Source organism: Cupriavidus sp. WKF15 (genome assembly GCF_029278605.1).
GTDB lineage: Bacteria > Pseudomonadota > Gammaproteobacteria > Burkholderiales > Burkholderiaceae > Cupriavidus.
This window is the reverse complement of the sequence record NZ_CP119572.1, coordinates 3,149,008-3,170,311: the sequence shown is the minus strand read 5'-3', so window position 1 is coordinate 3,170,311 and position 21,304 is coordinate 3,149,008. Positions and strand designations below refer to the sequence as shown.

At 66.3% G+C, this 21,304-nt stretch carries 20 protein-coding genes and 1 tRNA gene; 15 read left to right on the top strand and 6 right to left on the bottom strand.

Going from position 1 to position 21,304, the window contains the following annotated elements; all coding sequences use genetic code 11:
* Positions 1–17: 17 nt before the first annotated feature.
* Together CupriaWKF_RS14720 and ispB are read right to left on the bottom strand one after the other, a co-directional pair.
* Positions 18–94: transfer RNA gene (locus tag CupriaWKF_RS14720), tRNA-Pro, on the bottom strand.
* A 93-nt stretch (positions 95–187) separates the two neighbouring features.
* Positions 188–1,117, bottom strand: a complete 930-nt coding sequence (gene ispB, locus CupriaWKF_RS14715; protein ID WP_276100819.1) for an octaprenyl diphosphate synthase — start codon at positions 1,115–1,117, stop codon at positions 188–190.
* A 49-nt stretch (positions 1,118–1,166) separates the two neighbouring features.
* On the opposite strand from ispB, the gene CupriaWKF_RS14710 reads away from it, so the two are divergent.
* The 5 genes from CupriaWKF_RS14710 to proB all read left to right on the top strand — a co-directional run bounded on the left by CupriaWKF_RS14710 (position 1,167) and on the right by proB (position 4,639).
* Positions 1,167–1,373: a hypothetical protein gene (locus CupriaWKF_RS14710; protein WP_276098583.1), complete on the top strand. Its 207-nt coding sequence runs from the start codon at positions 1,167–1,169 to the stop codon at positions 1,371–1,373.
* 238 nt (positions 1,374–1,611) lie between these two features.
* Complete coding sequence (gene rplU / locus CupriaWKF_RS14705) at positions 1,612–1,923, top strand: 50S ribosomal protein L21 (RefSeq protein ID WP_011299103.1); 312 nt, start codon at positions 1,612–1,614, stop codon at positions 1,921–1,923.
* Between the two features lie 39 nt (positions 1,924–1,962).
* The gene (gene rpmA, locus CupriaWKF_RS14700; protein ID WP_092306246.1) at positions 1,963–2,223 is read left to right on the top strand and encodes a 50S ribosomal protein L27; all 261 of its coding nucleotides are present in this window, start codon (positions 1,963–1,965) and stop codon (positions 2,221–2,223) included.
* A 113-nt stretch (positions 2,224–2,336) separates the two neighbouring features.
* Complete coding sequence (obgE, locus tag CupriaWKF_RS14695) at positions 2,337–3,434, top strand: GTPase ObgE (RefSeq protein ID WP_276098582.1); 1,098 nt, start codon at positions 2,337–2,339, stop codon at positions 3,432–3,434.
* Between the two features lie 86 nt (positions 3,435–3,520).
* On the top strand, positions 3,521–4,639 hold the full coding sequence (gene proB / locus CupriaWKF_RS14690) for a glutamate 5-kinase (protein WP_276098581.1): 1,119 nt from the start codon (positions 3,521–3,523) through the stop codon (positions 4,637–4,639).
* 72 nt (positions 4,640–4,711) lie between these two features.
* Here the strand turns inward: proB and CupriaWKF_RS14685 are convergent, their stop codons facing one another.
* Together CupriaWKF_RS14685 and CupriaWKF_RS14680 are read right to left on the bottom strand one after the other, a co-directional pair.
* On the bottom strand, positions 4,712–5,293 hold the full coding sequence (locus tag CupriaWKF_RS14685) for a CNP1-like family protein (protein WP_276098580.1): 582 nt from the start codon (positions 5,291–5,293) through the stop codon (positions 4,712–4,714).
* On the bottom strand, positions 5,293–5,940 hold the full coding sequence (locus CupriaWKF_RS14680) for an RNA pyrophosphohydrolase (RefSeq protein WP_276098579.1): 648 nt from the start codon (positions 5,938–5,940) through the stop codon (positions 5,293–5,295). The genes CupriaWKF_RS14685 and CupriaWKF_RS14680 overlap by 1 nt, the downstream gene beginning before the upstream one ends.
* A gap of 203 nt (positions 5,941–6,143) precedes the next feature.
* Between CupriaWKF_RS14680 and CupriaWKF_RS14675 the strand changes: the two genes are divergently transcribed.
* The 4 genes from CupriaWKF_RS14675 to CupriaWKF_RS14660 all read left to right on the top strand — a co-directional run bounded on the left by CupriaWKF_RS14675 (position 6,144) and on the right by CupriaWKF_RS14660 (position 10,224).
* A complete protein-coding gene (locus CupriaWKF_RS14675; RefSeq protein ID WP_276098578.1) occupies positions 6,144–7,865 on the top strand; it encodes a proline--tRNA ligase in 1,722 nt (573 codons plus the stop codon).
* Positions 7,866–7,869: 4 nt separating this feature from the next.
* Entirely contained in the window at positions 7,870–8,595 is a 726-nt protein-coding gene (locus tag CupriaWKF_RS14670; RefSeq protein WP_276098577.1) for a lytic transglycosylase domain-containing protein, read from the top strand.
* On the top strand, positions 8,592–9,476 hold the full coding sequence (locus CupriaWKF_RS14665; RefSeq protein ID WP_276098576.1) for a 2OG-Fe(II) oxygenase: 885 nt from the start codon (positions 8,592–8,594) through the stop codon (positions 9,474–9,476). The genes CupriaWKF_RS14670 and CupriaWKF_RS14665 overlap by 4 nt, the downstream gene beginning before the upstream one ends.
* Before the next feature lie 121 nt (positions 9,477–9,597).
* Entirely contained in the window at positions 9,598–10,224 is a 627-nt protein-coding gene (locus tag CupriaWKF_RS14660; RefSeq protein ID WP_276098575.1) for a LysE family translocator, read from the top strand.
* A 6-nt stretch (positions 10,225–10,230) separates the two neighbouring features.
* Here the strand turns inward: CupriaWKF_RS14660 and CupriaWKF_RS14655 are convergent, their stop codons facing one another.
* Positions 10,231–10,773, bottom strand: a complete 543-nt coding sequence (locus CupriaWKF_RS14655; RefSeq protein ID WP_276098574.1) for a hypoxanthine-guanine phosphoribosyltransferase — start codon at positions 10,771–10,773, stop codon at positions 10,231–10,233.
* A gap of 52 nt (positions 10,774–10,825) precedes the next feature.
* Positions 10,826–12,217 (bottom strand): signal recognition particle protein, encoded by a 1,392-nt coding sequence (gene ffh / locus CupriaWKF_RS14650; RefSeq protein WP_276098573.1) that lies wholly within the window; start codon positions 12,215–12,217, stop codon positions 10,826–10,828.
* A 93-nt stretch (positions 12,218–12,310) separates the two neighbouring features.
* Here ffh and ccsA point away from each other — a divergent pair, with 93 nt between their 5' ends.
* The 6 genes from ccsA (at position 12,311) to CupriaWKF_RS14620 (ending at position 21,298) form a co-directional block, all read left to right on the top strand.
* Positions 12,311–13,258, top strand: a complete 948-nt coding sequence (gene ccsA, locus CupriaWKF_RS14645) for a cytochrome c biogenesis protein CcsA (protein WP_276098572.1) — start codon at positions 12,311–12,313, stop codon at positions 13,256–13,258.
* A 7-nt stretch (positions 13,259–13,265) separates the two neighbouring features.
* The gene (locus CupriaWKF_RS14640; RefSeq protein ID WP_276098571.1) at positions 13,266–13,523 is read left to right on the top strand and encodes a PP0621 family protein; all 258 of its coding nucleotides are present in this window, start codon (positions 13,266–13,268) and stop codon (positions 13,521–13,523) included.
* Positions 13,520–15,604, top strand: a complete 2,085-nt coding sequence (locus CupriaWKF_RS14635) for a histidine kinase dimerization/phospho-acceptor domain-containing protein (RefSeq protein ID WP_276098570.1) — start codon at positions 13,520–13,522, stop codon at positions 15,602–15,604. Before CupriaWKF_RS14640 ends, CupriaWKF_RS14635 begins: the two co-directional genes overlap by 4 nt.
* A 25-nt stretch (positions 15,605–15,629) precedes the next feature.
* A complete protein-coding gene (locus CupriaWKF_RS14630) occupies positions 15,630–17,231 on the top strand; it encodes a sigma-54 dependent transcriptional regulator (protein WP_276098569.1) in 1,602 nt (533 codons plus the stop codon).
* Positions 17,228–17,839 (top strand): 1,6-anhydro-N-acetylmuramyl-L-alanine amidase AmpD, encoded by a 612-nt coding sequence (gene ampD, locus CupriaWKF_RS14625; RefSeq protein ID WP_276098568.1) that lies wholly within the window; start codon positions 17,228–17,230, stop codon positions 17,837–17,839. The genes CupriaWKF_RS14630 and ampD overlap by 4 nt, the downstream gene beginning before the upstream one ends.
* Before the next feature lie 519 nt (positions 17,840–18,358).
* Complete coding sequence (locus CupriaWKF_RS14620) at positions 18,359–21,298, top strand: ribonucleoside-diphosphate reductase subunit alpha (protein WP_276098567.1); 2,940 nt, start codon at positions 18,359–18,361, stop codon at positions 21,296–21,298.
* The last annotated feature ends 6 nt before the right edge of the window (positions 21,299–21,304 follow it).

The window sequence follows — 21,304 nt, the reverse complement described above, 5'->3', positions numbered from 1 at the left end:
TGCGTGGCCATGAATTCTGGTCGGGGTGAGAGGATTCGAACCTCCGGCCTCTACGTCCCGAACGTAGCGCTCTACCAGGCTAAGCTACACCCCGAATTCTGACTTTGTCGCCAACCGTTGGCGGTCAGCAGCAAAGAAGATAAGTCTAACAGCGTTTCTCCCGAATGGGAAGAGGGTTGCGGCTATTTCAGGATTGCCGCTCCAGCGAGAACGCGCACAGCGCAATCAGCGTATCTTTCAATGCCGACGGCGGAAACAGCTGGGCGGCCTTTTCGGCGGCCTCGGCTTCGCGGCGCGCGGCTTCGTAGGTGACCTCGAGCGCGCCGCTCGCATGGATGGCCGAGAACACCGCGTCGAAATGCTCGGTGCCACCCTGCACGATGGCGTCGCGCGCCAGTGCGCGCTGCTCCGGCGTGCCGTGCTCGAGCAGGTGTAGCAGCGGCAGCGTCGGCTTGCCTTCGCGCAGGTCGTCGCCGGCGTTCTTTCCCATCTGCTCGGCGCTGGCGGTGTAGTCCAGCATGTCGTCGATGAGCTGGAACGCGGTGCCGATGCGGCGGCCGTATTCGGCTGCGGCTTCTTCCATGGCGGTGTCGGCGCCCGCGAGCACGGCGCCAAGCTGGGCCGAAGCCTCGAACAGCTTGGCGGTCTTGTAGCGGATCACCTGCAGGTAGCGCTCGACGGTGACATCGGGATCGTGCATGTTCAGCAACTGCAGCACTTCACCCTCGGCGATCACGTTGGTCGCGTTCGAGAGGATTTCCATGATGCGCATGCTGCCCGCATCGACCATCATCTGAAACGCGCGCGAATAGAGGAAGTCGCCCACCAGCACACTGGCGGCGTTGCCGAACACCGCGTTGGCGGTCTCGCGGCCGCGGCGCAGCTCGGATTCATCGACCACGTCGTCATGCAGCAGCGTGGCGGTGTGGATGAACTCCACGACGGCGGCCAGTTCATGGTGGCGGTGGCCGTCGTAGCCGAAGGCGCGTGCCGACAGCAGCAGGATCACCGGGCGCAGGCGCTTGCCGCCGGCGCTGATGATGTATTCACCGATCTGCTCGATCAGGGGGACTTCGGAAGACAGTCGTTGACGGATGACCGCATCGACCGCGCGCATGTCTGCAGCGACCGGGGCAAGCAAGGCAGTGGCGGAAGGCTGGGTCAAGATGATCACCGTTACGCAAAACCGGACGATTATATGCGATGCCAATGGGGTTCATGCCAGTGCTTGTCCCCGTTCGGGTGATGCGGGGCGCTCGCCGGCCTATAATCCCGGCATGAACAAGCCCACGTCCCGCCGCAACGCCCGCCGCACGGCCTGGTGGGTGGCGTTCGCCGCACTGGCGGGCTTTCTGCTGGCCGATCTGACCTGATCCGCACCTCCACAGAAGTGCATAAGGCGCCGCCGGACAGGCTATGTGCCTGTTTTCTTTGCGTTTTTCTCCCGTCTGGTTTATAGTTCCCGGTTTCCTCCGGTTGTTTTGCCCGTCTCGGGTGGTGGCCGGTGGGAGATAACCGGGCCGCACAGGCGTGCGCAGGCTGCCTAGCAGCGTTTGCGGGAACACCCAGTGCCGGCATTCGGCGTTTTATTCACATCCGAGAGGTTCGACAATGTACGCGGTCGTAAAAACCGGCGGCAAGCAATACAAGGTTGCTGCTGGCGAAAAACTGAAAGTAGAACAGATACCGGCAGACATTGGCGCAGAAATCACGCTCGACCAGGTGCTCGCAGTGGGCGCCGGCGACCAAATCAAGTTTGGTACGCCGCTGGTTAGCGGGGCTTCCGTCAAGGCTACCGTTATCTCCCAAGGTCGTCACGACAAGGTGAAGATCTTCAAGATGCGCCGTCGCAAGCACTACCAGAAGCGTCAAGGCCATCGCCAGAACTACACCGAGCTGCGCATCGAAGCGATCAACGCCTGATCATTCGAACGTAACCCGGTAAAGCGACAGGAGTAAGACATGGCACAGAAAAAAGGCGGCGGTTCCACGCGGAACGGCCGTGATTCCGAATCGAAGCGTCTGGGCGTGAAGGTGTTTGGTGGCCAGGCCATCAACGCCGGCGGCATCATCGTCCGTCAGCGCGGTACCCGTGTGCACGCAGGCGACAACGTCGGCGTGGGCAAGGACCACACCCTGTTTGCACTGGTCGACGGCCACGTGCAATTCGCCGTCAAGGGCCCTGCCAAAAAGCAGCAAGTCAGCGTCGTTCCGGCGGCCTGATAACAGCCTTTGCAGCACGAAGGCCCCGCAATGCTTGCGGGGCTTTTTCATTTTTGGCGACAATGTGAGTTGCCAATGCCGGTCGGTAGCCCGGTCCACCACGGAAACCCACTATGAAGTTCATCGACGAAGCCCGAATCGAAGCCATCGCCGGCAACGGCGGCAATGGCAGCGCCTCGTTCCGGCGCGAGAAGTTTGTGCCCTTCGGTGGTCCGGATGGGGGGGATGGCGGCCGGGGCGGCAGCGTGTTCGCCGTGGCGGACCGTAATATCAACACCCTGATCGACTTCCGCTACGCCAAGAAGCACGTCGCCAAGAATGGCGAGAACGGCCGTGGCTCCGACTGCTATGGCGCCGCGGGCGACGACGTCACGCTGCGCATGCCGGTCGGCACGCTGATCACCGACATGGACACCGGCGAGCTGATCGCCGACCTGACCGAGCACGGCCAGAAGGTCTGCCTCGCGGAAGGCGGCATGGGCGGCTGGGGCAACCTGCATTTCAAGTCCAGTACCAACCGCGCGCCGCGCCAGCAGGTGGACGGCAAGCCCGGCGAGCGCCGCATGCTCAAGCTGGAGCTGAAGGTGCTGGCCGACGTCGGCCTGCTGGGCATGCCCAACGCGGGCAAGTCGACGTTCATCTCGCATATCTCCAACGCGCGCCCGAAGGTGGCGGACTATCCGTTCACCACGCTGCACCCGAACCTTGGGGTGGTGCGCGTCGATCATGAGCAGTCCTTCGTGGTGGCCGACATTCCCGGCCTGATCGAAGGCGCGGCCGAAGGCGCTGGCCTGGGCCACCAGTTCCTGCGCCACCTGCAGCGCACGGGACTGCTGCTGCATATAGTCGACCTGGCCCCGTTCGACGAAGCGGTGGACCCGGTGGCGGAAGCCAAGGCCATCGTCAACGAGCTGAAGAAGTACGATGAAACGCTCTACGACAAGCCGCGCTGGCTCGTTCTGAACAAGCTCGACATGGTGCCGGAGGACGAGCGTGGCGCGCGCGCCAAGGATTTCATCAAGCGCTACAAGTGGAAGGGCCCGGTCTTCCAGATCTCGGCGCTCACCGGCGAAGGCTGCCGCGAGCTGATCTACGCGATCAAGGACCACCTGGCCGCGATCAAGGCCGAAGAGGCCGCTGCGCTGGCCGAGCCCGACATCCGGCTCGACGGGCGCCTGCACAACGTCGACCAGGAAGGTCACGAGCAGTAAGCCGGTTCTTCTTCCTCGCCCATGCGGGGCGAGGGACCACCATTGGGGATGCAAAAAAAGCCCCCCCGGAGACAGGATTTCTCGCCATGCAATCGGTCATTGCCCAGGCAAAACGTATCGTCGTGAAGGTTGGTTCCAGCCTGGTCACCAACGACGGCAAGGGGTTGGACTACGACGCCATTGCGCGCTGGGCGGCGCAGATCGCCAAGCTGCGCTCGATCGGCAAGGAAGTGGTGCTGGTCAGCTCCGGCGCCATTGCCGAAGGCATGCAGCGCCTGGGCTGGGTGCGCCGCCCGCGTGAAATCCACGAACTGCAGGCTGCCGCCGCTGTCGGCCAGATGGGGCTGGCCCAGGTGTACGAGAGCCAGTTCGGCCGCTACGGCATCCGCACCGCGCAGGTGCTGCTCACCCACGCCGACCTGGCCGACCGCGAACGCTACCTGAACGCGCGCTCCACGCTGCTGACGCTGCTGTCGCTGGGCGTGGTGCCGATCATCAACGAGAACGACACCGTGGTCACCGACGAAATCAAGTTCGGCGACAACGATACGCTGGGCGCGCTGGTGACCAACCTGATCGAAGGCGATGCGCTGGTCATCCTGACCGACCAGCGCGGGCTCTACACCGCCGATCCGCGCAAGGACCCGAATGCCGAGTTCGTCGACGAGGCGCTGGCCGGCACACCCGAGCTGGAAGCGATGGCGGGCGGCGCCGGCACGTCCATCGGCCGGGGCGGCATGCTGACCAAGATCCTGGCGGCCAAGCGCGCGGCCAAGTCGGGCGCGCACACCACCATCGCCTCGGGCCGCGAAGCCAACGTGCTGGAACGCCTGGCCGCGGGCGAGGCCATCGGCACGCAACTGCTGGCGCCGACTGGCCGCCTGACCGCGCGCAAGCAGTGGATGGCGGATCACTTGCAGCTGCGCGGCCGTGTGATGATCGATGCCGGCGCGGTAGAAAAGCTGACCAGTGGCGGCAAGTCGCTGCTGCCGATCGGCGTGGTGGAAGTGCAGGGCGAGTTCGCGCGTGGCGAGGTGATCGCCTGTGTCGGCGCCGATGGGCGCGAAGTGGCGCGCGGCATCACGAACTATTCGAGCGCCGAAGCCCGCCTGATCGCACGCAAGCCGTCGTCGGAGATCGAATCGGTGCTGGGTCACCTGAACGAACCCGAGCTGATCCACCGGGACAACCTGGTGCTGGTCTGAGCCCGATCAGCCGGCCAAAAGAAGAAAGGGCGATGCCTCGGCATCGCCCTTTTGCGTTCAGTCCGGCGCCACTCAGCGCTTGTGCGGCGCGCTGTCTTTCAGGTCGCGGACCATTTTTTCCGGTGTACCGGCCACGGTGCGGCCTTCGCAGAAGAAATCGGTCGCCAGCGTGGCCGCGTAGGCGTTGCGCGCGCTGGTCTGCATGCGGACCCAGCTATCGCGGTTATCGCCGCGGTTGAGTTCCCATTCCTTGGCGCCCACGGGCAGCGTCGCGTAGATCCTGCGCTCGAACGCGTCGCAGCGCAGGCCTTCGAAGTTCACGTTGCGCGCGCCACTGGCGCTGCTGATCACCACCGTAAAGCGCACCACCTTGTCCGCGCCGACCGACACCGACTTGCTGTCCACCTCGAACGTGAGGTTGCCGGTGCCGTTGACCGAGAACGGGATCAGGTTCGCATCCTGCGGCAGTGCCGGCAGGATGGCCTCTTCCTCCTTGAAGGTCTTCGGCTCGAACGGATTGATCCACTTGGATTCTTCTTCGGGCATTTCCTTGGCGGTGGTCTTGCAGCCCGCCAGCGCCAGGCAGGCGGCGGCAAGCAACAGGCCGGCAGCGGTCAGGCCGCCGCGGCGGCCGTGGCCGGTAACACGATTCATCAGGACTCCGTGTGGTTGGAAGCCGGCGCGGCCGGCAAAACTGCGTCACCTTCTTCTGCTGCGGCCGGCACCACGGGCGCCCCTACGGCCGCTTGGGCCGCCTGGGGCGGCCGGCGCTGCCCGCCGCCATGGCGGTTGTGATGCACGCCGTATGGACTGAGCGGCACGCGCGCATTGCGGTTCAGGAAGCGCGACAGCTCCGTCAGCGCCAGCTGGTAGACGTCGCGCTTGAACTCGATGACCGCGTCCAGCGGTACCCAGTAGTCGCTCCACCGCCAGGCGTCGAACTCGGGATGGTCGGTGGCGCGCAGGTGAACATCACAGTCCCTGCCTGCCATGCGCAGCAGGAACCAGATCTGTTTCTGGCCTCTGTAATGGCCGCGGATCTCGCGGCGGATGAACTTGTCCGGCACCTCATAGCGCAACCAGTCGCGCGTGCGACCGACGATCCTGACGTGCTCCGGTAGCAGGCCGATCTCCTCATGCAGTTCGCGGTACATGGCCTGTTCCGGCGTTTCGCCGTACTTGATGCCGCCTTGCGGAAACTGCCAGGAATGCTCGCCGATTCGCTTGCCCCAGAAAACCTCGTTTCGTGCGTTGATGAGGATGATGCCGACGTTCGGGCGAAAGCCTTCACGATCGAGCATGACTGCACCTCGAATCCTTTAGAATTATGTCGATTATAAAGGATGCGCGCGGCCCGGCTCAGGCGGGGCGCTGCTGGTTTTCCCCGAGCGGGAAGAGCAGTTTCAGGCAGTTTCAGGCAGTTGCCGGCGCGTTCCAGTCGATTATGCGCGGCATGGCTGCCGCCAATTCACCGGGATTCCCGGTTTCCAGAGAAGACATTCGGATGAAAGCCTCGCAATTTTTCATTTCCACCCTGAAAGAAGCCCCCGCCGACGCGGAAATCGTGTCGCACAAGCTGATGATGCGCGCGGGCATGATCAAGAAGCTCGGCGCCGGCATTTACAACTACATGCCGGTTGGGCTGCGCGCGATCCGCAAGGTGGAAAACATCGTCCGCGAGGAAATGAACCGCGCCGGCGCCGTGGAACTGTCCATGCCCGTGATCCAGCCGGCCGAGCTGTGGCAGGAAACCGGCCGCTGGGACAAGATGGGCCCCGAGCTGCTGCGCCTGAAGGACCGCCACGAGCGCGATTTCGCCGTGCAGCCGACCTCCGAGGAAGTGGTGACGGACATCGCCCGCTCGGAAATCCGCAGCTACAAGCAATTGCCGGTCAATTTCTACCAGATCCAGACCAAGTTCCGCGACGAGCGCCGTCCGCGCTTCGGCATCATGCGCGGCCGCGAGTTCACGATGAAGGATGCCTATTCCTTCGACCGCGACACGGAAGGCCTGAAAAAGTCGTACCAGAACATGTACGACGCCTATGTGCGCATTTTCCAGCGCTTCGGCCTCGAATTCCGCGCCGTGGCGGCCGACAACGGCGCCATCGGCGGCTCGGGCTCGCATGAGTTCCACGTGATCGCCGACACCGGCGAAGACGCCATCGTCTACTGCCCGACGTCCGACTACGCCGCCAACATGGAGGCCGCCGAGGCGCTGCCGCTGCTGGCCGAGCGCGCCGCACCCAGGGAAGACCTGGTCAAGACCTTTACCCCGGAGAAGGTCAAGTGCGAGCAGGTGGCTGAATTCTTGAACATTCCGCTGGAGCGCAACGTCAAGTCGATCGTGCTGGCCACCGACAGTGACGCCGGCGCCCAGATCTGGCTGCTGCTGATCCGCGCCGACCACGAGCTGAACGAGGTCAAGGCCTCCAAGGTGCCGGGCCTGGCCGATTTCCGCTTCGCCACCGAGAACGAGATCGTCGACGCCTTCGGTTCGCCCCCCGGCTACCTGGGCCCGATCGACATGAAGAAGCCGGTCAAGGTCGTGGCCGACCGCACCGTCGCCAACATGAGCGACTTCTGCTGCGGCGCCAACTACCGCGACTACCACTTCACCGGCGTCAACTGGGGCCGCGACCTGCCCGAGCCCGTCGTCGCCGACCTGCGCAACGTGGTCGCCGGCGATGCCTCGCCGGACGGCAAGGGCACGCTGGAAATCTGCCGCGGCATCGAGGTGGGCCATGTGTTCATGCTCGGCACGCGCTATTCCGAGTCGATGAACGCGACCTTCCTGGACGAGAACGGCAAGACCCAGCCGATGCAGATGGGCTGCTACGGCATCGGCGTCACCCGTATCCTGGGCGCGGCGATCGAGCAGAACTTCGACGAGCGCGGCATCATCTGGCCCGCCGCCATCGCCCCGTTCGAAGTGGTGGTGTGCCCGGTCGGCTATGACCGCTCCGAGGCCGTCAAGGCCGAGGCCGACCGCATCCACGCCGAGCTGCTGGCCGCCGGTGTCGACGTCATCCTCGACGACCGCGGCGAGCGCCCGGGCGTGATGTTCGCCGACTGGGAGCTGATCGGCGTGCCGCACCGCGTGGTGGTCGGCGACCGTGGCCTGAAGGAAGGCAAGGTCGAATACCAGGGCCGCCGCGACGCCCAGGCGACCCAGGTAGCCGTGGCCGACGTGGTCGGCCACGTACGCAGCCAGGTCGGCAAGTAAGCCCATGCGCGCGGCCCGTCTGGTTCGCACGGCCGGCAGCCTGCTGCTGGCCCTTGCCGCGGCCGCTGCGCAGGCCGGCGCGCAGAAGGAAGAAGACCTGGCCGACTCGGTACGCGGCGCGCTGGCGGCAGCCATTGCCGACTCGCGCCCGGTGCGCCCCGCCTTCGCCTCGGGCGGCGAGCGCCTGGCTTACCTGAAGTGGCTCGGCGAGATGTCGCACCGGCTCGAAGGGCGCATCCCCGAGCCGCAGATGCGCGTCGAGCTGATCGAAACCGCCTACTACGAAGCCAAGCGTGCCGGGCTGGAGCCCGCGCTGGTGCTGGGGCTGGTGCAGGTCGAGAGCAATTTCCGCAAGTACGCCATGAGCTCGGTCGGCGCGCGCGGGCTGATGCAGGTGATGCCATTCTGGACCCGCACCATCGGCGACAACGACACGCGCAAGCTGTTCCACCTGCAGAGCAACCTGCGCTACGGCTGCACCATCCTGCGCCACTACCTGGACCGCGAGCAGGGCGACCTGTTCCTGGCGTTGGGGCGCTACAACGGCAGCCGCGGCCGCGCGGAATACCCGAACGCCGTGCTGGCGGCGTGGAAGCGCTGGCAGTATTCGGAAGCCACCGTGACCGTCGCGGGCGATCCGGAAATCGCTCCGGCCCGTCCGCGCAAGCTGCAGCCCGAGGCGCCGGACCGCAACCCGTTCTCGCCGCAGCGCCTGGCCAATCCGTCATGACCACCGACACGCGCCCGGCCGTGGGCTCGCCGGGCTACGCCACTTCGTCACCGGAACTCGAACGCTGGCTGGCGCGGCATATCGCCGAAGGCTTCGGCGCCGAATCGCTGGTGCTGTCCATGCTGCGCTCGGGCTACGACGCTGTCTTCGCCCGCACCGCGGTGGCCACGGCCATGGGACATCGGCCGGCCGCATCGTCTGCCACGCCAGCCACGCCAGCCGTTACCCGGGCCACGGTAGCCAGCCCCGCGAAGCGCCCAAGTGCACCTGAGGTGCAGGTGCTGTTCTCGCTGCAGGCACCCGCGATCCGCCTGTACCACCAGTTGCTCAGCGATGCCGAGTGCGATGCGCTGATCGACCTCGCGCGCGGCCGGCTGGCGCGTTCGCCGGTGGTCAATCCCGATACCGGCGACGAGAACCTGATCGATGCACGCACCAGCATGGGCGCGATGTTCCAGGTCGGCGAACACGCGCTGCTCCAGCGCATCGAGGCACGCATCGCCGCGGTGACCGGCGTGCCGGCCGATCATGGCGAGGGTTTGCAGATCCTCAATTACAAGCCCGGCGGCGAATACCAGCCGCATTTCGATTTCTTCAACCCGAAGCGCCCCGGCGAGGCGCGCCAGCTCCGCGTAGGCGGCCAGCGCATCGCCACGCTGGTGATCTACCTGAACACGCCACCCGCCGGCGGCGCAACGGCATTCCCGCGCATCGGCCTGGAAGTGGAGCCGGTCAAGGGCAATGCCGTGTACTTCAGCTACCGGCTGCCCGACGGCACGCTGGACGAGCGCACGCTCCATGCAGGCCTGCCGGTGCAGTCCGGCGAGAAATGGATCGCCACCAAGTGGCTGCGCGAGCACCCGTATCGGGCCGTGGTATAGCTGACTGTCCCGCCGGCCCGCGTCATGCCGTCATGGCAGAATTTAGGCAAACTGTACCGGTACTGTACCGTTTGCTGTGACTAGACTGGCAGCAATCCCTTGTTTCTTGTGGTTGCCTGCCATGGCCTTTCCCGACCTTGCTGCCGGTTCCGGCGTCTTCCTTGCCTTTTCGGCGTTCGCGCTGGTGTCATCCATCACGCCCGGCCCCAACAACACCATGGTGCTGGCCTCGGGCGTGAACTTCGGTTTTGCGCGGACCATTCCGCATCTGCTTGGCATCAGCGGCGGGTTTGCGCTGATGGTGGCTCTGGTCGGGCTGGGGCTCGGTTCGATGTTCTCGCACTGGCCGTGGACCTGGCAGCTGCTGCGCGTGGTGGCAGGCGTCTACCTGGTCTGGCTGGCGTGGAAGCTCGCGACCTCAGGCGGCGTGCAGGACCGCCAGGTCGCGCGCCCGATGGGTTTCCTGAAGGCGGCGGCGTTCCAGTGGGTCAACCCCAAGGCGTGGGTGATGGCGGTGGGCGCGTGCAGCACTTATGTGCTGCACGGCAATGTGTGGCTGAACGTGCTGATGCTGGCCGGCATCTTCGCGGTGATCAACCTGCCCAGCGTGGCGATGTGGGCCGTGTTCGGCTCGGCCCTGCGCCGCTGGCTGGCGCAGCCGCGGGTGCTGCGCGTGTTCAACGTGGGGATGGCGCTGCTGCTGCTGGCGTCGTTGTGGCCCATCCTTGGGGCGCACCACGTCGGCTGACGGCGCTTACATCAGCGCGCGGATCGCCCCCAGGTTCCGCCAATACCCCTTGGCATCCATCCCGCAGCCAAACACATAGCGATCCGGCACCTGGAACCCGCAGAAGTCCGGGTGCATCGGCTTGAGCTTGGTGAGCGTCTTTTCGCACAGCACGGCGGCGTGGAATTCCTTGGCGCCCATGTCCAGGATGCGCTCGCGGATGGCGGCCATGGTTTCGCCTTCATCCAGGATGTCGTCGAGCACCAGCACGACGCGGTCCTTGACCGATTCACGCGGCGCCACGCGCCATTGCATCTCGCCGCCCACGGTCTTGTTGTTGTAGCGGGACAGGTGGATGTAGTCGAACTCCAGCGGGAACTGCAGCTTGGGCAGCAGCATGCCGGTGAACACCACCGCGCCGCCCATCACGGACAGCACCAGCGGGAAGGCATCGCCCATCTTGTCGGTGATGTCCTTCGCCATGCGGTCCAGCGAAGCCTGGACTTCTTCTGCGCTGACGATTTCCTCGGAGTTGGCCCACAGTTCGCGGGCCTGTTCGACGGTCATCATGGTGTCTTTCCTGTCTTTGTCTCTTTGCGGGGGAAAAGGGGGCGGGGCCGGATCAGCGGTTGAACAGGCCCTTCATGCCGCCCTTCATCGCACCCATCTGGCGCATCATTTTCATCATGCCGCCGCCCTTGAGCTTCTTCATCATGCCTTGCATCTGGTCGAACTGGTTCAGCAGGCGGTTCACTTCCTGCACCGGCACGCCCGCGCCCGCGGCAATGCGGCGCTTGCGGCTGGCCTTGATCAGCTCGGGCTTGGCGCGCTCGGCGGCCGTCATGCTGTTGATGATGCCTTCCATGCGGCGCACCTGTTTTTCCGCCTGATCCATATTGGCGCCCTGCGCCTGCTGCGCGAACTGCGCCGGCAGCTTGTCGACCAGGCTGCCCAGGCCGCCCATCTTCTTCATCTGGCCGATCTGGGCCTTGAAATCTTCCAGGTCGAAGCCACCGGTCTTCTTGATCTTCTTGGCCAGCTTCTCGGCGGCGTCCATGTCCACGCCGCGCTGGGCTTCCTCGACCAGCGCGAGGATGTCGCCCATGCCCAGGATACGCTGGGCCATGCGGTCGGGGTAGAACGGCTCCAGGCCGTCGAGCTTTTCGCCCACGCCGACGAACTTGATCGGCCGGCCGGTGATATGGCGCACCGACAGCGCGGCACCGCCGCGCGCATCGCCGTCCAGCTTGGTCAGCACCACGCCGGTCAGCGGCAGCGTGTCATTGAAGGCCTTGGCGGTGTTGACCGCGTCCTGGCCGAGCATGGCATCGACCACGAACAGCGTTTCCGCGGGCTTCAGTTCGGCGTGCAGCGCGGCGATTTCCTGCATCATCGCCTCGTCGATACCCAGGCGGCCCGCGGTATCGACGATCAGCACGTCGTGGTAATGCTTGCGCGCCCAGTCCACCGCCGCGCGGGCGATGTCCACCGGCTTCTGCTCAGGCTGCGACGGGAAGAACTCGGCACCCACCTGTTCGGACACGGTCTTCAGCTGGGCGATAGCGGCCGGGCGGTACACGTCGCACGAGACCGTCAGCACCTTCTTCTTTTTGTTCTCTTTGAGCCACTTCGCCAGCTTGCCGACGGTGGTGGTCTTGCCGGCGCCCTGCAGGCCGGCCATCAGGATGATCGCGGGCGGCTGCACGGCCAGGTTCAGCTCGGCGCTCTTGGCGCCGGTGACCGCTTCCTCGCCGCCGATCACCGCGGTCAGCTCGCGCTGCACCACGCCGACCAGCGCCTGGCCCGGGGTCAGGCTGGCGACCACATCCTCGCCCATTGCCTTTTCCTTGACGCGGGCGATGAATTCGCGCACGACCGGCAGGGCCACGTCGGCCTCCAGCATGGCCAGGCGCACTTCGCGCAGCATTTCGGCGGTATTGGCCTCGGTCAGGCGGGCCTCGCCGCGCATGGTCTTGACGACCCGCGCCAGGCGTTGAGTGAGATTGTCCAGCATGGCAGGAATGGGGGAAGAAAGGGCTGTGTTGCGGCCTCTGTTACCGCGTTAGCCGCCCGCCACTGGCAGGAGGCACTAAGGTAAACTGCGCAAATGGCCATTGTACTGTATGCCCTGACGGCACTTCTCTATTGCGGCCTGGCCTTGCACGGCTGGGCAACCCGCAATCCGCGGCTCGCCGCCGCCGGTGGCCACGCCAATGGCGCGGCGTCGGCCGTGCTGACGGCCAACGGCGGCCCGGCGGCCCACGCAGCGCGGCACGGCGACGTGCAGCCGGCGTGGTGGCACCTGCTGATGGCCGGCGTGCTGGCCAGCCACGGCATGCTGCTGCACGAGACCATCTTCCCGGCCGACCGCATGGTGTTCGGCTTTGCCTTTGCGCTGTCGGCCATGCTGTGGCTGGGCGTGGGCATCTACTGGATCGAGAGCTTCTTCTTCTCGCTCGCCGGGCTGGGGCTGATCGTGATCCCGGTGGCGCTCGTCGCCAGCCTGATGCCGCTGGCCTTCCCGGGCTCGCTGATCCTGGGCTATGCCGCGCAGCCGCTGTTCAAGCTGCACTTCATCATCGCCAACGTGGCCTATGGCCTGTTCACGCTGGCCGCATTCCACGCCTTCCTGATGCTGCTGGCCGAGCGCCGCCTGCATGGCTTCAAGCATGCGCCGGCGCGCCCCGGCAGCGGCAAGCCCAAGGCGCCGGCCGAGCAGTGGCTGGGCCGCTGGCTGGACCTGCTGCCGCCGCTGCTGACGCTGGAAAAGCTGCTGTTCCGCCTGATCGGCGCGGGCTTCGTGCTGCTGACGCTGACGATCGCCTCGGGCTTGCTGTTCTCCGAAGAGCTGTTCGGCCGGGCCTTCCGGCTCGACCACAAGACCGTGTTCGCGCTGATCTCCTGGGCGATGTTCGGCGGCATCCTGGCCGGGCGGCTTTTCCGCGGCTGGCGCGGCCGCGTGGCGCTGCGCTGGGTGATTGCGTCGTTTGGCATCCTGCTGCTGGCCTACGTCGGCAGCCGCTTCGTGATCGAAGTGATCCTGCACCGGCTCTGAGACCGCCATGGCAAGAATCCTTATCCTGCTGGCCGTGGTGCTGGGGGTCATCTGGTGGCTGCGGTCCCGCGCCGAATCGCGCCAGCAGCAAGCTGCCCGCACATCGCGCTCGGCCAATAACGCCTCCCGCGACGACAGCGCCGAGGCCATGGTCCAGTGCGCCCACTGCGGCGTGCACCTGCCGCGCAGCGAGGCCATTGCCTGGCACGGCCTGCACTACTGCCGGCGCAGCCACCTGCCGGACGACAGCGGCGACCACGCATGATCACGGCGCGGCCGACGAACATCGCCCGGCACGCCACGTGGCACGGCTTTGCGCAACTGTGGCGCCAGCCCGAGCCGACTGACTTCCACTGGCGCCTGCTGCGCTACTTCTGCTGGACCCGCGTGGCCGTCGGCCTGCTGCTGCTGGCCTTCGCCATGATGCAGCGCGGCGCCGTGACGCACGGTGCTCCGCTGATGCTGCCGTTCCAGCTTGCATTGCCCGCCTACCAATCGGCGGGCATGCGCCTGGCCGTGCCCTACCTGGGCATTGCGCTGGCCATGCTGGCCGGCACGCTATGGCGGCGGCGCTTCCACCTGCGCGTGCGGCTGCAGGTGCTGGCCGACCTGGCCATGCTCGGCCTGATCTACGAGACCCTGGGCCAGAATGGCCATGCCGACGGGCTGGCCATGATCTTCCTGCTGCCGGCGCTGGAAGCAGGCGCGCTCACCAGCCTGCTGTTCGCGCTGTTTGCCGCCTCGGTCTCGGCGCTGGTGGTCATGGCACACCCGTTCATGCAGACCATCCTGCTGCGCCAGGCCGATGCCGGCCTGCTCGGCTCGGGCCTGTACGGGCTGGTGTTCATGATCGCGGCGCTGCTGATGTACATGCTGGCGTACCGCCAGGTGGCGCAGGAAAGGCTGGCGCTCGCGCGCGAACAGGAACTGCGGCTGCAGCAGCTCGTCAACCGGCTGATGGTCAACGACATGCAGGACGGCGTGATGCTGGTGCGCGCCAACGGCATGGTGGTGGCGGCCAACCCGGCAGCCGTGGTGCTGCTGGGCGTGCAGCCGCACGAACGCGCCTACTCGCGCCGCGCGCGGGAAGGCGAGGGCGACGGGGAGGGCGGCCAGGTCGCGATATTCGACCTGCGCCGCATCCCGCGCCTGCAGCCGCTCATGGAAATGCTGCGCGACTGGCTGCGCCGCAAGGACGACGTGCCGCGCATCCTGCAACTGCTGCCGATCGTCTCGCGTTCCGCGCCGCCGGGCGGCGGTACGCTGCACACGCGGCTGCGGCTGCGTTTCGTGCTGCCGGGCCTGGCCGGACTGCGCAATTCCATCAGCAGTACCTCGACCTTGCCGTCCAGCCTCGACACCGCCGCGTGGAACGAGCTGACGCCAGAGGTCGCGACGCGCCTGCGCCTGGCTATCGCCCAGCAGGAAGCCATGGCCTGGTCCCCCGACGACGAGGCCCTGCTGCGCAGCGAAATGCGCGACACCGTGCTGGTCCATATCGAAAGCTGGGAGCGCATTGCCGAGCAGGTCCAGCAGGAAAAGCTCGCCGCCATGGGCCGGCTGGTGGCCAGCGTCGCCCACCAGATCCGCAACCCGCTGGCCGCCATCAGCCAGGCCAGCGAGCTGCTTGGCGACGGCGCGCGCGTGGGCGACGGCGTCGAATCGGACGTCGATGCACGGCTGCTGCGCATCATCCATGACAACGTGCGGCGGCTGGACCAGGTCGTCTCCGACGTGCTGCAGCTCTCGCGCCGCCCGCGCACGGGCCGCAGCACCGCGCAGCTTGCGCAGGCGTTGCCCGAGATCGTCGACCGCTGGCGCCTGGAAATGCGTTCGCGCCTGCCGCGCGCTGGCGACACGTGCCAGCCGGGCCGCGGCGAGGTCAACCCGAATGCCGTCCGCGTAACGGTCGACGTGGCACAGCCGGTCGTCTTCGACACTTCGCAGCTCCAGCAGGTACTCGGCAACCTGCTCGACAACGCATGGCGTTATTGCAGCCGCCTGCCGGGCGCCATCCGCCTGCTCGCCCACGCGCTGGACCAGCACCATGCCGAGCTGATCGTCTGGAACGATGGCACCGAGATTCCGCGCGAACACCAGCGCAGCCTGTTCGAACCGTTCTTCACCAGCAATGCGCAGGGCACCGGGCTGGGCCTGTTCATGGCGCGCGAGCTGTGCGGCGCCAACGACGCGCAGGTCCGCTACGGCACCATCGCGCTCGACGACCTGCTCGAGCGCACCGGCCTGCTGGCCGCGCCGCGCGATACACTGCCCGCCAAGGCCTTCGTACTGACGCTGCGCATCGACACCGGCGATGCGGCCTCGCCAGACACGAAGATCCACTGAACTTCCGCACCTGACACGCCGCTCCATGCCACCCAGAACGCCCGGCCTTGATCCCATCCTCGTGATCGACGACGAGGCAGACCTGCGCGAGCTGCTCGATATTTCCATCCGCCGCATGGGGCATGACGTGGTGCTGGCCGGCTCGCTGGCCGAAGCGCGCGAGAAGCTCGCGCAGCGCCGCTACAGCCTGGTGCTGACCGATATGCGCCTCGGCGACGGCCTGGGCATCGAGATCGTGCGGCAGCTTTCGGCCGCGCCGGAACGCGTGCCCGTGGCAGTCATCACCGCCTACGGCAGTGCCGACAACGCTGTCGAAGCCCTCAAGGCCGGCGCGTTCGACTACATCGCCAAGCCGGTGTCGCTGGACCAGTTGCGCAGCCTGGTGATGAACGCGCTGGGCCGGCACCAGCAGCGCGAAGACCAGGATCAAGCCGCCGCCGACGCAAGCCTGGCGGCCGACCGCGCCGCCGCGCTGCTGCCCGGCCACTCGCCGGCCATGCAGGAGGTGCGGCGCTCGCTCTCGCGCCTGGCGCGCAGCATGGCGCCGGTGGTGATCAGCGGCGAATCGGGCAGCGGCAAGGAGCGCGCCGCACAGGCCATCCACGCCACCAGCGCGCGCGCCGCGCATCCGTTCGTGGCGGTGAACTGCGGCGCCATCCCCGAAAACCTGATGGAGTCCGAGTTCTTCGGCTACGTCAAAGGCGCGTTCACCGGTGCAGACGCCGAGCGCGGCGGCTTCTTCCAGTCCGCCAACGGCGGCACGCTGCTGCTCGACGAGGTGGCCGACCTGCCGCTGGCCATGCAGGTCAAGCTGCTGCGCGCGCTGCAGGAGCGCCGCGTTCGCAAGATCGGCGCCAGCCGCGAAGATGCCGTCGATGTACGCGTGATGTGCGCGAGCCACAAGGACCTTGCCGCCATGGTCTCGGCCGGCCTGTTCCGCCAGGACTTGTACTACCGGCTCAATGTGCTGGAACTGCGCATGCCGACGCTGCGCGAGCGTGCCGAGGATATCCCCGTGCTCGCGCGCGCCATCCTCGAACACCTGGCCGTGCGCTACGGCGACCCGCGTCCGCGCCGCCTGTCGCAGGCCGCGCTGGAGCGGCTGGTGGCCTATCCGTTCCCGGGCAATGTGCGCGAGCTGGAGAACCTGCTCGAACGCGCCTATGCGTTTGCCGAGTCTGAGGACATCCAGGTGGCCGACCTGGGCCCGCTCGACGCCAATCTGGAACGCGCGGCGCTGCGTGCGGCGCCGTCGCCGCTGACCCCGTACACGCCATGGGCCGGCGGCTGGGCGCCGATGGGGATCATGCCCGCCGAGCCCGCGCCGGTCCCCATGCCCGCGCAGGCCGCAGCCGAGCCGGAGCCGGACGCCGTTGCCGTGGCAGCAGACCTGCCCGATGCCGCCGAGCGCGCCTGCCGGGGCGTGGTGTTCCCGATCGACCTGCAGGCCAGGCTCGAAAACGTGGAGCGCGAGATCATCCTGCAGGCGCTGTCGCAGACCGGCTTCAACCGTACGGCCGCGGCGCCGCTGCTGGGCCTGAACCTGCGTCAGCTGCGCTACCGCATCCAGCAGCTCGATATCCGCGAAGGGCGCGACGAGCGCGAGGAAGGGGAGGGCGCGGCATGAAGGCCCCGGCTTCCGCCTCTGTCCCCGCCAGCTTCCTTCCGGACGCCGAAGGCTGGGTGCCGGCCGCGCGCCGCGTGCCGTCGCCCAATTTCGATGACCGCCCGGAGGGCATGCCGGTCGACCTGGTGGTGCTGCACAACATCAGCCTGCCGCCGGGCCAGTTCGGCAGCGGCGATATCGAGGCGTTCTTCCAGAACAGGCTCGACCCCGACCGCCACCCGTTCTTCGCCACGATTCACCAGGTGCAGGTCTCCGCCCACTTCCTGGTCCGGCGCGACGGCGAACTCGTGCAGTTCGTGCCTTGCGGCAAGCGCGCATGGCATGCAGGCCTGTCTGACTTCTTCGGCCGCGGCCGCTGCAATGACTTCTCGGTCGGCATCGAGATCGAAGGCGCCGATGACCAGCCATTCACCGCCGCCCAGTACGCCACCACCGCCACGCTGGTAAAGGCCCTGCGCACCACTTTGCCGGTGCAGGCGATTGCCGGACACAGCGACATCGCCCCGGGCCGCAAGACCGACCCCGGGCCGCACTTCGACTGGGACCGTTTCGCGCGTCTCGCCGACGTTCCGCAAAACCTGTTACCCTACCGCCCCTCGCACAGTTAGGGTGCTTGCGGCGTCGCCAAGGGGCTGCCACAGCACCATGTCGGCGCGATGTCACATGCCAATTCCCCACGCCCGTGTGGGGCTATCGGACGCGTCGCTCGGATAAAAAAAATTTCCAAAAAATGTGCGTTTGCGCACGACTTGGCGCGATCCCTTGTCGCAGCGCGGTTCCCGGGAATGTGGCGCCGCCGCACTTGTCATCCGGGTGTCGCAACCACGCTTGTCAAGACTGGTCATTCGGTTTTCTTTCACTATACTTGGGCCAGATTTCCGCAGTGACCACTATATGTAGTAGTTCAACCGGGGAGCTGGCCTAGCAACGAGGGGCGCTGTCGCAGACGTGGCGATAGTGGTTGAAACCCTGATGTGGGGCCGGCGCATCACAAGAGTCCCTGGCGAAATGTTTAGCAAAAGGCAGTCAGTCCAGCCGCCGCCAACGCACGGCCGGACGCTTTCGCAGCCGCATTTCGCCAGGGACTCTTTTGTCTCTTAAAACAGGCTAAAAAGACAGGAGTTCTTATGCAGACGGCCCAGAACGAAATCACCACGGGCGCAGCGGGCGCCGCCGGTATTGCAGGTACCGAGCAACAGGCCCCCGCGACCCAAGCCGGCACGACGAACTACCAGGATTACAAGATCATCCGCCGCAACGGCGCCGTGGTGGCGTTCGAGCCGTCCAAGATCACCGTCGCCATGACCAAGGCCTTCCTGGCCGTCAACGGCGGCCAGGGTGCCGCTTCGGCCCGCGTGCGCGAGGTCGTCGAGCAACTGACCGGCAACGTGGTGCGCGCGCTGGTGCGCAGCCGCCCGAGCGGTGGCGCCATCCATATTGAAGACGTGCAGGATCACGTCGAACTGGCCCTGATGCGCTCGGGCGAGCACGAAGTGGCCCGTTCCTACGTGCTGTACCGCGAAAAGCGCGCCCAGGAGCGCGCCAGCGCCAGCGCGCAGGCCGTGGCCCGCGTGCAGGAAGCCGGCATCCAGTTCAACGTGACCGACGGTGGCGTGAGCAAGCCGCTGGACATCGTCGCGCTGCACGCCCTGCTCGACAACGCCTGCGCCGGCCTGGGCAAGGCCGTCAGCGCCGAGCCGATCCTCAAGGAAACGCTGAAGAACCTGTACGAAGGCGTGCCGATGACGCAGGTGTACGACTCCGCCATCCTGGCCGCGCGTACCCTGATCGAAAAGGACCCGGACTACAGCCAGGTCACCGCCCGTATCCTGCTGCACACCATCCGCAAGGAAATCCTGGGCGCCGAAGTGACGCAGGCCGAAATGACCACGCGTTACGCCGAGTACTTCCCCAAGTTCATCGCCCGCGGTATCGCCGCCGAGCTGCTGGACGAGAAGCTGGCCACCTTCGACCTGGCCCGCCTGGGCGCGGCGCTGGACGCCGGCCGCGACTTCCAGTTCAACTACCTGGGCCTGCAGACCCTGTATGACCGCTACTTCCTGCACATCGACGAGACCCGCATCGAGATGCCGCAGGCATTCTTCATGCGCGTCGCCATGGGCCTGGCCCTCAACGAAACCGACCGCGAAGCGCGCGCCATCGAGTTCTACCAGCTGCTGTCGTCGTTCGACTTCATGTCGTCCACGCCGACCCTGTTCAACTCGGGCACCCAGCGCTCGCAGCTGTCGTCGTGCTACCTGACCACCGTCTCGGACGACCTGGAAGGCATCTACGAGGCGCTCAAGGAAAACGCGCTGCTGTCCAAGTTCGCCGGCGGCCTGGGCAATGACTGGACCAACGTGCGCGCACTGGGCTCGCACATCAAGGGCACCAACGGCAAGTCGCAGGGCGTGGTCCCGTTCCTGAAGGTGGTGAACGACACCGCCGTGGCCGTGAACCAGGGCGGCAAGCGCAAGGGCGCCGTCTGCGCCTACCTGGAAACGTGGCACCTGGACATCGAAGAATTCCTGGAGCTGCGCAAGAACACCGGCGACGACCGCCGCCGCACCCACGACATGAACACGGCCAACTGGATTCCGGACCTGTTCATGAAGCGCGTGATGGAAAACGCCGAATGGACGCTGTTCTCGCCGTCCACCTGCCCGGACCTGCACGACAAGGTTGGCAAGGAATTCGAAAAGGCCTACCTCGGCTACGAAGCCAAGGCCGCCAACGGCGAACTGAAGCTGTTCAAGAAGGTCCCGGCCATGCAGCTCTGGCGCAAGATGCTGGGCATGCTGTTCGAAACCGGCCACCCGTGGATCACCTTCAAGGATCCTTGCAACATCCGCAGCCCGCAGCAGCACGTCGGCGTCGTCCACAGCTCCAACCTGTGCACGGAAATCACGCTGAATACCAACGACAGCGAAATCGCCGTGTGCAACCTGGGTTCGGTGAACCTGGTGGCCCACCTGGCCAGGCAGGCTGACGGCTCGTACGCGCTCGACCACGCCAAGCTGCAGAAGACCATCCGCACCGCCATGCGGATGCTGGATAACGTCATCGACATCAACTACTACGCTGTCGAGAAGGCCCGCAATTCCAACCTGCGCCACCGTCCGGTCGGCATGGGCATCATGGGCTTCCAGGACTGCCTGCACGTGCTGCGCACGCCGTACGCCAGCGACGCCGCGGTGAAGTTCTCCGACACCTCGATGGAAGCCGTGTGCTACTACGCCTACCAGGCCTCCACCGAGCTGGCCGAAGAGCGTGGCCGCTACGAGACCTACGCCGGCTCGCTGTGGGACCGCGGCATCCTGCCGCAGGACTCGCTCAAGCTGCTGGCCGAAGAGCGCGGCGGCTACCTGGACGTGGATCTGTCGAGCACGATGGACTGGGACAGCCTGCGTGCCCGCATCAAGCAGCACGGCATGCGCAACTCGAACTGCATCGCGATCGCGCCGACCGCCACGATCTCGAACATCATCGGCGTGTCCGCCTGCATCGAGCCGACGTTCCAGAACCTGTACGTCAAGTCCAACCTGTCGGGCGAGTTCACCGTGGTCAATGACTACCTGGTGCGCGACCTGAAGGAACGCGGCCTGTGGGACGAAGTGATGGTCGCCGACCTGAAGTACTTCGACGGCTCGCTGTCGCGCATCGACCGCATTCCGCAAGACCTGCGCGACATCTACGCCACCGCGTTCGAAGTCGAGCCGACCTGGCTGGTGGAAGCCGCCAGCCGCCGCCAGAAGTGGATCGACCAGGCCCAGTCCCTGAACATCTACATGGCCGGCGCCTCGGGCAAGAAGCTGGACGACACCTACAAGCTGGCCTGGCTGCGCGGCCTGAAGACCACGTACTACCTGCGCACCATGGCCGCCACGCACGTGGAGAAGTCCACCGTGTCGCGCGGCTCGCTGAACGCGGTGTCGTCGGGCAGCGACAGCGGCTCCGCCCTGGACGCGGCTGCTGCATTGGCCCCGGCCATGCCGGAAGCGGAAGGCGCGGTCTGCACGATGCGCCCGGGTGACCCTGGCTTTGAAGAGTGCGAAGCCTGCCAGTAATCAGGC

Bases quoted from the DNA above. Each gene is read 5' to 3' on its own strand.
- CupriaWKF_RS14670 (WP_276098577.1), top strand. From the start codon at position 7,870: ATGCGCGCGGCCCGTCTGGTTCGCACGGCCGGCAGCCTGCTGCTGGCC.
- rplU (WP_011299103.1), top strand. From the start codon at position 1,612: ATGTACGCGGTCGTAAAAACCGGCGGCAAGCAATACAAGGTTGCTGCT.
- rpmA (WP_092306246.1), top strand. From the start codon at position 1,963: ATGGCACAGAAAAAAGGCGGCGGTTCCACGCGGAACGGCCGTGATTCC.
- proB (WP_276098581.1), top strand. From the start codon at position 3,521: ATGCAATCGGTCATTGCCCAGGCAAAACGTATCGTCGTGAAGGTTGGT.
- CupriaWKF_RS14630 (WP_276098569.1), top strand. From the start codon at position 15,630: ATGCCACCCAGAACGCCCGGCCTTGATCCCATCCTCGTGATCGACGAC.
- CupriaWKF_RS14680 (WP_276098579.1), bottom strand. From the start codon at position 5,940: ATGCTCGATCGTGAAGGCTTTCGCCCGAACGTCGGCATCATCCTCATC.
- ispB (WP_276100819.1), bottom strand. From the start codon at position 1,117: ATGCGCGCGGTCGATGCGGTCATCCGTCAACGACTGTCTTCCGAAGTC.
- ffh (WP_276098573.1), bottom strand. From the start codon at position 12,217: ATGCTGGACAATCTCACTCAACGCCTGGCGCGGGTCGTCAAGACCATG.
- ccsA (WP_276098572.1), top strand. From the start codon at position 12,311: ATGGCCATTGTACTGTATGCCCTGACGGCACTTCTCTATTGCGGCCTG.
- CupriaWKF_RS14635 (WP_276098570.1), top strand. From the start codon at position 13,520: ATGATCACGGCGCGGCCGACGAACATCGCCCGGCACGCCACGTGGCAC.
- CupriaWKF_RS14685 (WP_276098580.1), bottom strand. From the start codon at position 5,293: ATGAATCGTGTTACCGGCCACGGCCGCCGCGGCGGCCTGACCGCTGCC.
- CupriaWKF_RS14655 (WP_276098574.1), bottom strand. From the start codon at position 10,773: ATGATGACCGTCGAACAGGCCCGCGAACTGTGGGCCAACTCCGAGGAA.
- CupriaWKF_RS14620 (WP_276098567.1), top strand. From the start codon at position 18,359: ATGCAGACGGCCCAGAACGAAATCACCACGGGCGCAGCGGGCGCCGCC.
- CupriaWKF_RS14710 (WP_276098583.1), top strand. From the start codon at position 1,167: ATGATCACCGTTACGCAAAACCGGACGATTATATGCGATGCCAATGGG.
- ampD (WP_276098568.1), top strand. From the start codon at position 17,228: ATGAAGGCCCCGGCTTCCGCCTCTGTCCCCGCCAGCTTCCTTCCGGAC.
- CupriaWKF_RS14665 (WP_276098576.1), top strand. From the start codon at position 8,592: ATGACCACCGACACGCGCCCGGCCGTGGGCTCGCCGGGCTACGCCACT.
- CupriaWKF_RS14675 (WP_276098578.1), top strand. From the start codon at position 6,144: ATGAAAGCCTCGCAATTTTTCATTTCCACCCTGAAAGAAGCCCCCGCC.
- CupriaWKF_RS14660 (WP_276098575.1), top strand. From the start codon at position 9,598: ATGGCCTTTCCCGACCTTGCTGCCGGTTCCGGCGTCTTCCTTGCCTTT.
- CupriaWKF_RS14640 (WP_276098571.1), top strand. From the start codon at position 13,266: ATGGCAAGAATCCTTATCCTGCTGGCCGTGGTGCTGGGGGTCATCTGG.
- obgE (WP_276098582.1), top strand. From the start codon at position 2,337: ATGAAGTTCATCGACGAAGCCCGAATCGAAGCCATCGCCGGCAACGGC.